14 protein-coding genes are annotated in these 13371 nt (G+C 67.8%); 4 read left to right on the top strand and 10 right to left on the bottom strand.

Annotated elements, in window-relative coordinates; translation table 11 throughout:
- Window positions 1-24 precede the first annotated feature (24 nt).
- Genes AQZ52_RS06325 through fmt form a run of 3 tightly spaced genes read right to left on the bottom strand, consistent with a single transcriptional unit; the run spans window position 25 to window position 2864 of the window.
- On the bottom strand, window positions 25-1152 hold the full coding sequence (locus AQZ52_RS06325) for a zinc-binding dehydrogenase (protein ID WP_240481470.1): 1128 nt from the start codon (window positions 1150-1152) through the stop codon (window positions 25-27).
- A 49-nt stretch (window positions 1153-1201) separates the two neighbouring features.
- Window positions 1202-1954, bottom strand: coding sequence for a tRNA pseudouridine(38-40) synthase TruA (gene truA / locus AQZ52_RS06320; protein WP_067907395.1), 753 nt, complete (start codon window positions 1952-1954; stop codon window positions 1202-1204).
- A gap of 4 nt (window positions 1955-1958) precedes the next feature.
- Window positions 1959-2864: a methionyl-tRNA formyltransferase gene (fmt, locus tag AQZ52_RS06315; RefSeq protein ID WP_067907392.1), complete on the bottom strand. Its 906-nt coding sequence runs from the start codon at window positions 2862-2864 to the stop codon at window positions 1959-1961.
- Window positions 2865-2915: 51 nt separating this feature from the next.
- Here fmt and recR point away from each other — a divergent pair, with 51 nt between their 5' ends.
- The 3 genes from recR to AQZ52_RS06300 all read left to right on the top strand — a co-directional run bounded on the left by recR (window position 2916) and on the right by AQZ52_RS06300 (window position 5709).
- Complete coding sequence (gene recR / locus AQZ52_RS06310; protein ID WP_067907389.1) at window positions 2916-3512, top strand: recombination mediator RecR; 597 nt, start codon at window positions 2916-2918, stop codon at window positions 3510-3512.
- A gap of 39 nt (window positions 3513-3551) precedes the next feature.
- Window positions 3552-4118 carry a peptide deformylase gene (def, locus tag AQZ52_RS06305; RefSeq protein ID WP_067907386.1) on the top strand — a complete coding sequence of 189 codons (567 nt, stop codon included), beginning with the start codon at window positions 3552-3554 and terminating at the stop codon, window positions 4116-4118.
- Between the two features lie 70 nt (window positions 4119-4188).
- Window positions 4189-5709 (top strand): DNA recombination protein RmuC, encoded by a 1521-nt coding sequence (locus AQZ52_RS06300; protein ID WP_067907383.1) that lies wholly within the window; start codon window positions 4189-4191, stop codon window positions 5707-5709.
- 123 nt (window positions 5710-5832) lie between these two features.
- Here AQZ52_RS06300 and AQZ52_RS06295 read toward each other — a convergent pair whose 3' ends face one another.
- From AQZ52_RS06295 to AQZ52_RS06265, 7 genes are all read right to left on the bottom strand, one after another.
- The gene (locus AQZ52_RS06295; protein ID WP_067907379.1) at window positions 5833-6636 is read right to left on the bottom strand and encodes a TrmH family RNA methyltransferase; all 804 of its coding nucleotides are present in this window, start codon (window positions 6634-6636) and stop codon (window positions 5833-5835) included.
- Between the two features lie 13 nt (window positions 6637-6649).
- The gene (locus AQZ52_RS06290; protein ID WP_067907377.1) at window positions 6650-6967 is read right to left on the bottom strand and encodes an HPr family phosphocarrier protein; all 318 of its coding nucleotides are present in this window, start codon (window positions 6965-6967) and stop codon (window positions 6650-6652) included.
- Between the two features lie 2 nt (window positions 6968-6969).
- Window positions 6970-7374: a PTS sugar transporter subunit IIA gene (locus AQZ52_RS06285; protein WP_067907374.1), complete on the bottom strand. Its 405-nt coding sequence runs from the start codon at window positions 7372-7374 to the stop codon at window positions 6970-6972.
- A gap of 178 nt (window positions 7375-7552) precedes the next feature.
- On the bottom strand, window positions 7553-8482 hold the full coding sequence (gene rapZ, locus AQZ52_RS06280; protein ID WP_067907371.1) for an RNase adapter RapZ: 930 nt from the start codon (window positions 8480-8482) through the stop codon (window positions 7553-7555).
- Between the two features lie 111 nt (window positions 8483-8593).
- Window positions 8594-9022: an HPr kinase/phosphorylase gene (locus AQZ52_RS06275; protein ID WP_082697595.1), complete on the bottom strand. Its 429-nt coding sequence runs from the start codon at window positions 9020-9022 to the stop codon at window positions 8594-8596.
- Window positions 9019-10635 carry a sensor histidine kinase gene (locus AQZ52_RS06270; RefSeq protein ID WP_082697594.1) on the bottom strand — a complete coding sequence of 539 codons (1617 nt, stop codon included), beginning with the start codon at window positions 10633-10635 and terminating at the stop codon, window positions 9019-9021. The genes AQZ52_RS06275 and AQZ52_RS06270 overlap by 4 nt, the downstream gene beginning before the upstream one ends.
- Complete coding sequence (locus AQZ52_RS06265) at window positions 10604-11320, bottom strand: response regulator transcription factor (protein ID WP_067907368.1); 717 nt, start codon at window positions 11318-11320, stop codon at window positions 10604-10606. The genes AQZ52_RS06270 and AQZ52_RS06265 overlap by 32 nt, the downstream gene beginning before the upstream one ends.
- 403 nt (window positions 11321-11723) lie before the next feature.
- On the opposite strand from AQZ52_RS06265, the gene AQZ52_RS06260 reads away from it, so the two are divergent.
- On the top strand, window positions 11724-13328 hold the full coding sequence (locus AQZ52_RS06260) for a phosphoenolpyruvate carboxykinase (protein ID WP_067907365.1): 1605 nt from the start codon (window positions 11724-11726) through the stop codon (window positions 13326-13328).
- The last annotated feature ends 43 nt before the right edge of the window (window positions 13329-13371 follow it).

The following is a 13371-nucleotide window of genomic DNA, read 5'->3' as shown; positions in this document are numbered from 1 at the left end:
CCTGCCGGGCGCCCCTTTTTCCTGTCAGGCAGTCGGCACCACCAGATACTTCTCGCCGGTGCGGCGCGCGTTGTATTCCGCCACCGCGGCTGCTTCCAGCATACCTTCGAGGCTGACTTGGGCCTTGTAGTGGCTGGCGAACGTGGTCGTGAGATCGCGGGCGACCCGGGCGCGCATACGGCCCACCGTTTCCATGCCGGCCTTGGCCATGAACGGCGTGAGCAGCCAGCCGCCAAGGTCCCAGGTGAGGCCGAAAGCGCGATTGAGGATCGTCGGCCCCAAATCGAGCGCGCCGTAGATGTAGACCTTCTTGGCCACGGACGAGCCATAGCGGCTGAACGCGGCACCCCGGCTGGCTGAGGCTTCCATCGCGGCAAGGATCTGACCCGCCAGCGTGCCGCCGCCGATGGGGTCGAAGCCCAGCATCGCGCCGGTTTCGTGGATCGCATCGGTGAGCGCGGCCTGGAAACCCGGCTCGGTCATGTTGAGCACATGCGTCGCGCCAAGGCCCTTGAGGAGCGCGACTTGCTCTTCGCTGCGCACGATGTTGACGAGCGGGACGTTGTCTTCCTGACAGATGCGCACCAGCATCTGGCCGAGATTGGAAGCGGCGGCGGCGTGGACGAGGCCGGTGAAGCCTTCCAGCCGCATCGTCTCGACAAAACCCAGCGCGGTCATCGGGTTGACGAAGCTGGAGGCGGCCTGAGCCGGGGTGACGCTCTCGTCAACGGGCAGGCACATGCCCGCCTCGGCATAGGCATAGCTGGCGTAGGCCGTGCCCGGCACGCAGGCGACGCGCTTGCCCATCAACGCCTGCGCGGCTGGGCTGTCTCCGGCAGCGACGACCACGCCGGCCGCTTCGTTGCCGGCGGGCATGTCCATCCCGTGGCGCGCGGCCATGGCGCGGGTGGCGCCCTCGGGCATCTTCGCCACGACCTTGCCGGGGCTGTAGACCGCGTTCGCGGTATCGGCGGAGGCAAACAGGAGGCCAAGGTCGGAGGGGTTGATCGGCGTCGCCTCGACTTGCACGAGCACCTGGCTGCCGGTGGGCGCGTCCCAGGTCTTCGGCACGATCTGGACGGTCAGCGTGCCGTCGGCATCGAGACGTGTGGTGAGCTGCTTGCCGGTGAATGCCATGATTCTCTCCCTCATGCGCGGCTCCTTGGCGGACAGCGCAGGTTTCAATCTGCTACTTAACGGCTCATTCGCCGGGGTAAAGCGCGCGCATGAAATAGAGACCATCCGGCGGCGCATTGTGGCCGAGCGCGCGGCGGTCAGCCGCCTCCAGCGCAGCGCGCATGTCGGCGGCGGTCCAGCGCCCCTCGCCCACCAAGGCAAGGCAGCCGACCATCGAGCGCACCTGATGGTGGAGGAAGCTGCGCGCCTCGGCTGCAATGATCACATGGTCCGCTTCCCGCCGGACGGACAGATGCCGCAGCGTCTTGACCGGGCTGGCGGACTGGCATTGCGCCGAACGGAACGTGGTGAAATCGTGGCGGCCCACCAGCACCTGTGCCGCTTCGTGCATGGCATCGGCATCCAGTTCATGTGCGATCCGCCACGCCCGCCCCGCCTCCAGCACCAGCGGCGCGCGCCGATTGGCGATGACGTATTCGTAGGATCGGCCGATGCAGGTGAACCGCGCGTGCCAGTCCTCCGGCACCTCGACGCAATCGAGCACGGCCACAGCCTGTTCCGCCAGCCGCAGCCGCGCATTCACAGCCTCGCCCATGCGGAAGGGCGGCAGGGGTTTCTCGCTGTCGAAATGCGCGCGCATGGCCCGGGCATGGACGCCGGTATCCGTGCGCCCGGCGGAATGGAGCGTGACCGGGTGGCCGACAACGCTTTCCGCCGCTTCCTCGAATGCCTGCTGGACCGAAGGCCCGTGCGCCTGGCGCTGGAAGCCCATGTAAGGGCGGCCATCGTATTCGAGCGTGAGGGCGTAGCGGGTCATGCCTTCACGCAAGGTGCGTGCCCGCCGGGATTGTGCGTCCGCGCAGGAGCGCCGCCGTTTCCATCGCCGGCTTGCCCGCGCGCTGGATCAAAGTGGGGCGCAGCGCGCCCTCCCCGCAGGCAATCGTGAGCGCGTCATCGAGCGTGGTGCCGGGCAGGCCGCTGCCCTGCGCCACGTCCGCCGCCAGCACCCGGTACCGCTCGCCCTCCAGTTCGAAGAAGGCCCCCGGCGCAGGCGCGAAAGCGCGGACCTGACGCTCCACCTCCACCGCCGGCCGCGTGAAACCGAGGCGACTTTCGGCCTTCTCGATCTTGTGCGCGTAAGTCACGCCTTCCTCCGGCTGCACCACCGGCAGATGCGCGGGAAGATCGGCGAGCACAGCAGCCATCAGCGCCGCGCCCTTTTCCGCGAGCTCCGCAGTCAGATCCCCTGTGGTCTTGCGCGCAACCGGCGTCTCCACTCTGGCGAGCATGGGCCCGGTATCGAGCCCGCGCTCCATCTGCATGATGGTGACGCCGGTCATCTCGTCTCCGGCCAGAATCGCGCGCTGCACCGGCGCCGCGCCGCGCCAGCGCGGCAGCAGCGAACCATGCACATTGAGGCACCCATGGCGCGGCGCATCGAGGATCGCCTGTGGCAGGATCAGCCCATAGGCCGCCACCACCGCCACATCGGCCTCCAGCGCGGCAAACGCAGCCTGTTCCTCCGCGCCCTTCAACGAAACCGGCGTGCGCACGTCGATTCCCAGCGCCTCCGCCGCACGGTGCACGGCCGAGGGCTGGAGCTGCTTGCCCCGCCCCGCGGCCCGCGGCGGCTGGCTGTAGGCCGCGACCACCGCATGCCCCGCCCCCACCAGCGCGGTCAGCGTCGGCACGGCAAAATCCGGGGTTCCCATAAAGACGATGCGCATAACGCTTCAAAAGGCCTTTCGTTTGCGTGGGCTGGCCCTATCTCTCCCCCCATGGCATCGCAAGAGATCGAGGCGCTGGCGAGCGCACTGGCCCGGCTTCCCGGGCTTGGACCGCGTTCGGCGCGGCGTGCGGTGCTGTGGCTGATCAAGCGGCGCGAGACGAGCCTGGTCCAGCTGGCCGAGGCGCTTGAGGGCGTGCGCGCGCGGCTGGTGGAATGCCAGACCTGCGGCAATGTCGATACCGCCGATCCCTGCTCCATCTGCACCGATCCCCGCCGCGATGCCCGCGCGCTGTGTGTCGTGGAGGAAGTGGCGGACTTGTGGGCGCTGGACCGCTCGCGGCTGTTCACCGGGCGCTATCACGTGCTCGGCGGGAGGCTTTCCGCGCTCGAAGGCGTCGGGCCGGAGGATCTTTCCATCGGCAAGCTCCTCGCGCGGCTGGAAGCGGGCGGGATCGACGAGGTCGTCCTCGCCATGAACGCCACGCTCGAGGGCCAGACCACCGCGCACTATATCGCCGAGCGGATCGACACCCTGCCCTTGCGCGTCACCCAGCTGGCCCACGGCCTGCCGGTGGGCGGCGAGCTCGACTATCTCGACGAGGGGACCTTGGCGCAGGCCCTCAGGGCAAGAAGGCCGGTCGGGTAGCACCTTGCGAGTCGCGCCTGCCGCGATTATCTGAGTCTCATGGCTATCCGCGAAATCCTCGAAGTCCCCGATCCGCGCCTCAAGCAGATCTCCGCGCCCGTCACCGTTTTCGACGAGGAGCTCAGGACGCTCGTCGCCGACATGTTCGAGACGATGTACGATGCGCCGGGGATCGGCCTTGCCGCCGTGCAGGTCGGCGTGCCGCTGCGCGTGCTGGTGATCGATCTGCAGCCCGACGATCCGGATGCCGAGCCGGTGCCTTGTGCCCACGACGGCCACCATCACCATCACCAGCCGACGAAGCGCGAGCCGCGCGTGTTCATCAATCCCGAGATTCTCGATCCTTCGGCCGAACGCCGCGTCTACAACGAGGGCTGCCTCTCGGTGCCCGAAATGTACGCCGAAGTGGAGCGCCCCGCGCGCATCCGCGCCCGCTGGCAGGACCTTGATGGCACCGTCCACGAGGAAGAGATGGACGACCTTCTCGCCACCTGTTTGCAGCACGAGATGGACCACCTCGAAGGCATCCTGTTCATCGATCACCTTTCGCGCCTCAAGCGGCAGATGGTGCTGCGCAAACTGGAAAAGCTGCGCCGCGCGGCGTGATCGGCGCGCACGCTTGCGCCGCCGCTAGAGTCAGGATAAGTTCACGCTTCGTTCCGGTTCAGGAGTCGGCGTGGATACCACCCTTGTCTTTGTTTTTCTGATCGTTGCTCTGCTGGCCGGCCTCGCCGTCGGCTGGTTCCTCGGAGTGCGGCCGATGGCCGAACTGCAGGCGCGGCTCGCCGCCCGGGATGCCGAAGCGAAGGAGCTCGACGAGAAGTTCCGCCGCGCGATCACCGAGCTTGCCGCCGCCAGCGTCAAGGCCGGGCAGCACGATGCCCTTGCGGCTGACGTGGCTGCCGTGCGCGAGGAACGCGATACGCTCGCCGCCCAGTTCGCCGCCACACAGGAACGCGCGGCCGACGCGGACCGGATGCGCGGTGAGCTCGCCACACTGCGCGCGGACCGCGAGGCCCTGCGCGCAGAACTCGAGCGGATGAAGGCCGATGCCGAGAATTTCGCCGAGCAGAAGCGCCTGCTGATCGAGGCGCAGGAGACGTTGCGCAAGGAGTTCGAGAACGCCGGCCACAAGGTGCTCGAACGCGCGCAGGAAGCCTTCCTCGCCCGCGCCAACGCGCGCTTTGCCGAAAGCGAGAAGACCAGCGAGGCGCGGCTGCAGGCGGTGCTGGAACCGGTCGGCGCGCGGCTGGAGAAATACGAACAGCAGGTGCAGGAGCTTGAGGCCAAACGTGTGGATGCCTTCGGGCAGCTGACCGGGCTGATCGAGGGGATGCGGCAGGGGCAGGAGGCCGTGCGCACCGCCGCATTGCAGCTGGGCAATTCCCTGCGCAATGGCCCCAAGACGCGCGGGCGCTGGGGCGAACTGCAGCTGCGCAACGTGCTCGAACAGTGCGGCCTTGCCGAACACACCGATTTCGTCACCGAACACTCGGTCGATACCGAGGACGGGCGGCTGCGCCCCGATGCCATCGTCAAGGTGCCGGGCAACAAGATCCTCGTGATCGACGCCAAGGTCTCGCTCAACGCCTATCAGGATGCCTTCGAGGCCGCGGACGACGATGCCCGTGCGGTAGCGCTGACCGCGCATGTCCAGTCGATGCGGGGCCATATCCAGACGCTGGGCGCAAAGAGCTATCAGAGCCAGTTCGAGGAAGCGCCGGACTATGTGCTGATGTTCGTGCCCGGCGAGCATTTCATCGCCGCCGCGCTCGAACGCGATCCGACGCTATGGGACTTCGCCTTCGAACGCCGCGTGCTGCTGGCTTCCCCCACCAACCTCGTCGCCATCGCGCGCACGGTCGCGCAGGTCTGGCGGCAGGACGGACTGGCGCGCGAAGCGCGCGAGATCGGGCGGATGGGCGGCGAGCTCTATGACCGGCTCGCGGTGGCGGCGGAACACCTCAAGCGCGTCGGCTCGGGGCTGGACAGTGCCGTCGGGCACTACAACAAGTTCGTCGGCAGCTTCGAGCGCAACGTGCTCTCCGCCGGGCGCCGCCTGCGCGACAAGCACATCGAGATCGGCAAGCGCGAGATCGAGGATGTTCCGCTCGTGGAAACCGCGCCGCGCCATGGCGATGCGGACGGCGGCCCGAAGCTGGCACTGGTGGAGCCGGACGGTGAAGCGGCGGAGTAGGCCACGCGGCCCAACCCTTCGTTATTCCCGCGAAGGCGGGAATCCAGTGCCACATGCGCCGCGCCAGCCGCTCTGAATTCCCCTCTTCGCAGGAATGACGACTATTGGGAGAATGAGGGGCCGTCAGCCCCCCAGCGCGGCCAGCACTTCGTAGGCCAGCACCGCCGCCGCCACCGCCGCATTGAGGCTGTCGGCGCGGCCCTTCATCGGCATCGTCACGCGCAGGTCGCAGGCCATTTCATAGTCCTCGGGCAGGCCGCGCGATTCGTTGCCCACCATCACGAAGCAGGGCGCTACATAGGCCGCGCCGCGATAGGGCACCGCCTCGCGCAAGCTGGCCGCCACCAACTGGCCGGGACCAGCCCGCAGCCACCGCTCAAAATCCTCCCACCGCGCCTGCGCCAACGGCACCGTGAAAACCGCGCCCATGCTCGCGCGCACGGCTTCGACCGAAAACGGATCGGCGCAATCGTCGAGCAGGATCACGCCCCCTGCCCCCACCGCATCCGCCGTGCGCAGCATGGTGCCCAGATTGCCCGGATCGCGCATCGCCTGCGCCACCAGCCAGAGCGGGGCGCGCGTCCGGTCGAGCGCATCGAGCCGGGTATCCCATTCGGCATAGACGCCCGCCACGGCCTGGGGGTTGTCCTTGCCCGTAACCTTGGCGAGCAAGTCTTCGGGCATCTCGATCACATCGCCGCCCGCGCGCATGACTGCGGCTTCCAGTGCGTCCAGCAGCGGATGCCCCTCGCGCCCTTCGGCCATCAGCAGCAGTTCGGGCAGACGCCCGCACTCGCGCGCATCGGTCAGCAGGCGCAGCCCTTCGGCGAGGAAGCGCCCCTCGCGCTTGCGGTGCTTCTTTTCGCGCAGCGCGCGCACGGCCTTGATGGTCGGGTTGGAAAACCCGGTGATCTGGCGGCGGGTCATCGGGCCCTCGGCCTCAATCTTCGCCGAAGCCGTCCTTGACGAGCCCGGCGACTTTCATGAGCACACCGTCCGCGTCAGGCCCGGTCACGACGATCTCGACCGAATCGCCCTTGGCCGCCCCCAGCATCATGAGGCCGAGGATCGAGCCGCCCTGCGCTTCGGTGCCGTCCTTGATCACGCGCACGTCGAGGCCTTCGGGCAGCTTGGCCACGGCGTTGACGAACTTGGCGCTGGCGCGCGCATGGAGGCCCCGCTGGTTGACGATCAGGACCGTCTCGCGCGCCGTGGTCGCGGATGTATCGGCGGCGCTTTCGCTTGACGGATCGGGCATGCTCAGGCGTCCTGCCCCAGGAATTCGGAGGCGATGGTGATGTAGTTGCGGCCGGCATCGCGCGCGGCAGCGGTCGCCTCGCGCACGCCCATGGCACTGCGCGCCTTGGCCAGACGGATCAGCATGGGCAGGTTGATGCCCGCGATCACTTCGATCCGGCCCGCTTCCATCAGCGAGATCGCGAGGTTTGAGGGGGTGCCGCCGAACAGGTCGGTGAGGATGATCACGCCTTCGCCGCTGTCCACCCTCCGGATCGCCTCGGCAATTTCCTTGCGGCGACGTTCCATATCATCGTTCGGGCCGATGCAGACAGCAACGATATCCGGCTGCCGGCCGACGACATGCTCCATCGCGTGAATGAATTCGTCGGCAAGGGCGCCGTGGGTGACGAGGATGAGACCGATCATCTGGGGGTATGGCTCCGAAGGGCGTTGCGGCGCTGCGCCGCGTTCAGGCTGGGCAAATTCGGTTCAGGCTGGTGCCGCATCCGGCTGCTCGCCCGATCGGTCCCGCCATCTTCCAGTGCATGCCCATTCCCCCGATCCCTGCCTGTCTCCCCGGATGGACGGCAGATGCCTCTTGTTTTCACGTCTGCGCGCCTTCGACCATATCGGCAGCGCGCGACCCCAGGTTGCGATGCAGCAATGTGGGAGAAAATCCCGCCTCGCGCAAGGCAGAAGCGATCTGCTCGGCCATGAACACCGAACGGTGGCGCCCGCCGGTGCAGCCGAAGGCGATGTTCACATAGGCCTTGCCCTGCGCCTCGAAGCGCGGAAGCAGCAGCAGGAGAAGATCGCGGATCCGTCCGAAAGCCTCGCCAAATGCCGGATCTCGGCGGATATAGTCGCCGACGGGCGCGTCGCGTCCGGTCTGCGGGCGCAAGGCATCGTCCCAGTGCGGGTTGGCCAGAAAGCGCATGTCGAACACCAGGTCCGCCAGCGGCGGAGTACCGCGCGAAAAGCCGAAGCTCGAGATAGTCACCGTGGTGCGCTGCGGTGTGAGGCGGCTGAACTGTTCGCGAATCGCCTGCTGCAGATCATTGGTGGAGAAGTCGGTGGTGGAAATGACGACATCCGCCCAGCGGCGCAGCGGCTCGAGCAGTTCGCGCTCGGCCGCGATGCCGGTCGCGGCGGGCTTGCCCTCGCTCATCGGGTGGCGGCGGCGGGTCTCGTTGTAGCGGCGTTCAAGCTCCGCCCCGCCGCAATCGAGAAACAGGGTGGTAACGGCAAGATCGGAGCGCGCCGCGAGGCGCTTCACCCGCTCGATCGTCCGCGTGGGATCAAAGCCGCGCGTGCGAGTATCGAAGCCGATCGCGAGCGGCGAGCCCGCGTCGAGCTGGGCCGAGCCGGGCTCGGTCTCCAGCAGGCGATCGAGCAGGCGGATCGGGAAGTTGTCGATAGCCTCCCAGCCCATGTCCTCCAGCGTGCGCAGCGCGGTCGTCTTGCCCGCGCCGAGCACGCCGGTGACTAGCAGGATGCGCTGCGGCGCAGGTTCGTTTTCCGATTCGGCGACCATCCGCGTGGTGTGCGCCGATCCCGCGGCGAATAAAAGACCGCAAGGGGGCAAGTGCGCCCTGCGCAATGTTTCGCCAAGGAACAGCAGGGTTTCGCCAAGGAACAGCCGACCTCAGATCGCAAGGCCGTAGGTGCGCAGCGCGAGTTCGGCCCGGAGCGCAAGGACCGGGCTACCGGGCCAGAGCCGGACGAGAGGGAGCGTGACATCGCAGCGCCCGGCCGCCTCCGCCGCTTCGATAAAGCGCGGCGCCGCCGCGTCCAGCACGATGACCAGCGCGACGGGCACGGCCGCCGTGGCAGGCATGGGCACCAGACCAAGGCCGCGCACTTCGAGAAGCCCCGCGGTCGCCGGCACCGGGCTGGCCAGTAGCCGCGTGCCATCCGGCTCCAGCGTGACCCCGTCATCGCCGACCAGCACCGCGCCGCGATCGATAAGCGCCAGAGCGAGGCTGGATTTGCCCGAACCCGGCGGGCCTTCGATCAGCACCGCGCGGCCCTCGATGGCAACGCAAGTGGCCTGGTGCTTGAAGGGCAGGCTCACTCTTCGTCTTCCCCGGCCATCGGCAGTTCGAGCACCAGTTGCGCGCCGCGTTCGCCGCCCGGGCGGTCGGTGATGGTCAGCGTGCCTTCGTGCGCCTCGGCAATCGTGCGCGCGATGGCAAGGCCGAGGCCACTGTGCGCGCCGAAGGCCTCGCTGGCCGGACGGACCGAATGGAAGCGTTCGAAGACCTTCTCCCGCTCCGCCGGCGCGACGCCCGGGCCATCGTCGGTCACGGCGAGAAACACGCGCCCCTCGCTGCCCCAGACGACGACTTCGACCGTCCCGCCGGGCGGCGAGAACGAGACCGCGTTGTCGAGCAGGTTGTCAAGCACGCGCTCCAGCTGCAGCGCATCGCCGCGCACCATGGCGGTGCCGCCGCCGCGGACAAGGCGGATGGGACAGGCCTCGCGGTCCGGCCGGATTCCGCGCGCGCCGACGACGTCGCCGGCGAGCCGCGCCAGATCGAGCGGCGCAAAGGTGGCGCGGCTCAATTGCGCGTCGATCCGGCTGGCGTCGGCGATCTCGGTGATCAGGCGGTCGATCCGCTGGACATCGTGCGCGGCGATGGCGGCCAGTTGCTGGCGCAGATCGGGATCGCCCACCTTCTCCATGGTCTCGAGCGCGCTGGACAGCGAGGCGAGCGGGTTCTTGAGTTCGTGCGCAACATCGGCGGCAAAACTTTCGACCGCGTCGATCCGCTGCCGGAGCGCGGTGGTCATATCCGAAAAGGCGCGGGCGAGGAGGCCGATCTCGTCGCCGCGTTCAGGCAGTCGCGGGACGACAACCGCCCGGTCGCGCCCCAGCCGGACCCGCACCGCCGCCCGCACCAACGCGCGCAGCGGCTGGACGATAGTGCGCGCGAGGAACAGCGAGAGCTGGATCGACAGCATGAAGGCAACACCGATGATGATGCCCAGCGCCTGGCGCGCATCGCGCACCGATTGGGTGACATCCTTGGCATTGCGCAGCGCGAGCAGCATTTCGCCCTTGCTGCCGACGGGCGTGGCGGCGGTGATCACCGGCGTGCGATCGGGGGCGTAGCGCAAGTAGACTTCGGTGGCCTGCGCGGCGCGGGCGCGGGCGATCTCCGGCCAGTTCGCCGCACCGGGCTCGGGCGGTTCGCGATAACGCTCGATCGCCGGCGCGCCGACGATGAAATCGACGCCGCGATCCAGCAGACGCGCGGCGCTGGTGAACCAGGCCTCCCGCTCCGGATCGGCGAAGGCGAAGGGCGGAGGGGCGAGGCGGAAACTGTCGGCAATGAGCCCGCCCCTGGCATCGTAGAGCGTGAGGCGCAGCTTCTGGGCGGTGCCGATGTCGGCGAGGACTTCGCGGGCCTCGGCCGGCCGCGCCTCCGTAAGCGCGATGGCCGCGATTTCCGCCTCGGCGCGCGCCAGCTTGAAGCGTTCGGCGAGAAGCTGCTTGCGGTAACTGTCGAGGTAGAAGAACGAGCCGGCCAGCAGGGCGAGTGCAATGACGTTGACCGCGAGGATGCGCGAGGTGAGCGAAACGCCGCGCACGCGCCACGAGCGGCGACGCTGGCCCGCGCGGAGAGGCCCGGGTGCCCGCTCGCGCGCAGGGTCAGGAATCGGTGAAGCTGTATCCGGCGCCATAGAGCGTCTCGATGGCGGCGAATTCGGTGTCCGCCGCGCGGAATTTGCGCCGCAGCCGCTTGATGTGGCTGTCGATGGTGCGATCGTCGACGAAGACATCGTCGTGATAGGCCGCATCCATGAGCTGGTTGCGCGTCTTGACCACGCCCGGCCGCAGCGCGAGCGCCTCGAGGATGAGGAACTCGGTGACGGTGAGCGAGACGGGCGCGCCGTCCCACGTCACGGTGTGGCGCGCGGGATCCATCTGCAGGCGGCCGCGACGGATCGGCTCAGGCAGCGGCTGGCCGTCCGCGCGCGCTTCGGCGGGATCGGCGCTGTCGGCCTTGACCAGTTCGGACCGGCGCAGGATCGCCCGGATGCGCGCGATCAGCAGGCGCTGGCTGAAAGGCTTGGCGATGTAGTCGTCCGCCCCCATCGCAAGGCCCAGCGCTTCGTCCGCCTCGGCATCCTTGCTGGTGAGGAAGATGATCGGCAGCTGGCTTTTCTCGCGCAGACGCTGGAGCAGTTCGAGCCCATCCATGCGGGGCATCTTGATATCGCAGACGGCAAGGTCCGGCGGGTTTTCGAGCAATGCCTTCAGCGCGGCGGCGCCGTCGTAGTAAAGACGCGTGGCAAAGCCTTCTGCCTGCAGCGCGATGGACACGGTGGTGAGGATGTTGCGATCATCATCGACCAGTGCGACCACACGAGGATCGTCGCGGTCACGCGCCGGTGAGCGCGGGGCGGGAACCGGAGATTGCGAAGCGTCGGACAGGGCGGTTTCCGGTGGGGCTGGCGGCGGATCAGGGGCCTTGTCGATTACCGGCTCGGCGCGGCGCTGGCAACCGCGCGGACTATTGGCCTCGGATAATCGGGCAGTTGTACGCGGTGCAACTTGCTGCGCAAAATTCTTCATTGCCGCACAGCATTTGACGCAGCATGGCGAGGTGACTATGCGCCAGAACGGACTCAGCGCATTCGTATGCGGTAACGTGACGGATTCGCCGGCGAACGAGAGCATTCTGGGTGTGATTGCAACGCGGGGACAGGCCTCGCCCGGAGCCCCAACCGGCCCGGGCAACCGGCTGGCCCGCCATGGGAGACCGATTGTGTCTGATACCACATTGAACGTTACTCTCGCTCAGCAGGGCCTTCCCGAGCCTGCGCAGATCTTTGCCAACCTGGGCACCGCGCCGCTGGTGGAACATGCGATCCGCAATGGCGAGGGCGTGCTTTCGGCGGACGGCCCCTTCGTCGTCGCCACCGGCAAGCACACCGGCCGCAGCGCCAAGGACAAGTTCTTCGTCCGCGATGCCGAGACCGAGAACACGATCTGGTGGGGCAAGACGAACGTCAGCATGACCCCCGAGCAGTTCGCCACGCTGAAGGCGGATTTCCTCGCCGCGCTGGGCGGGCTCGACAAGGCCTATGTGGCAGACCTGTTCGGCGGCTCGCAGCCGGAATATCGCGTCTCGGTGCGCGTGATCACCCAGTACGCCTGGCACTCGCAGTTCATCCGCACCCTGCTGGTCCGCCCGACGGCCGAGGAACTTGCTGCCTTCGCCCCTGAATACACGATCATCGACATCCCCGGCTTCCGCGCCGATCCCGCACGCCACGGCTGCCGCAGCGAGACGGTGATCGCGGTCAACTTCACCGAGAAGCTGATCCTCATCGGCGGCACCGCCTATGCTGGCGAAATGAAGAAGTCGGTCTTCGGCATCCTCAACTATCTGCTGCCGGTGCAGGGCGTTATGCCGATGCACTGCTCGGCCAACATCGGCGCGGACGGCACCACGGCGGTGTTCTTCGGTCTTTCGGGCACCGGCAAGACGACGCTTTCGGCCGATGCCAGCCGCACGCTGATCGGCGATGACGAGCACGGCTGGTCCGATACCGCGGTGTTCAACTTCGAAGGCGGCTGCTACGCCAAGATGATCCGCCTTTCGGCCGAAGCGGAGCCCGAAATCTTCGCGACGACCAAGCGGTTCGGCACGATCCTCGAGAACGTGGTGATCGATCCCGAAACCCGCACCATCGATCTCGACGATGCCTCGCTGGCCGAAAACAGTCGTGGTTCCTACCCGATCGATTTCATCCCGAACACGAGCGAGAAGAACCTCGGCCCCGTGCCGTCGAACATCATCTTCCTGACGGCGGATGCTTATGGCGTGCTGCCCCCGATCGCGCGGCTCACGCCCGATCAGGCGATGTATCACTTCCTTTCGGGCTACACCGCGCGCGTGGCCGGCACCGAAATCGGCGTGACCGAGCCTGAGGCCACCTTCTCCACCTGCTTCGGCGCGCCGTTCATGCCGCGCCACCCCTCGATCTACGGCAACCTCCTCAAGGAGCGCATCGCCAAGGGCGGGGTGAAGTGCTGGCTGGTCAACACCGGCTGGTCGGGCGGTCTCGCCACGATGCCCGGTATCAAGCGCATGCCGATCAAGGCGACCCGCGCGCTGCTCAACGCCGCGCTCGACGGCAGCCTCAACAGCGCCGATTTCCGCATCGATCCCAACTTCGGCTTTGAAGTGCCGGTGGCCGTGCCGGGTGTCGATACCGCGCTGCTCGATCCGCGCGGTGCCTGGGCCGATCCGGAAGCCTATGACCGCACAGCCGGGGAACTGGTGCGCAAGTTCATCGACAACTTCGCGCAGTTCGCCGACCACGTCGACGAGAGCGTGCGAAACGCGGCGCCGATCGCGGCATAAGCCAAGAAGACGACAATCTCTGTCTGGCAAGAGGCCTCGCCCT

It is taken from the genome of Novosphingobium fuchskuhlense, from assembly GCF_001519075.1.
GTDB lineage: Bacteria > Pseudomonadota > Alphaproteobacteria > Sphingomonadales > Sphingomonadaceae > Novosphingobium > Novosphingobium fuchskuhlense.
Note: the sequence above shows the minus strand (reverse complement) of the source record. Positions and strands in the feature narration are given on the sequence as shown.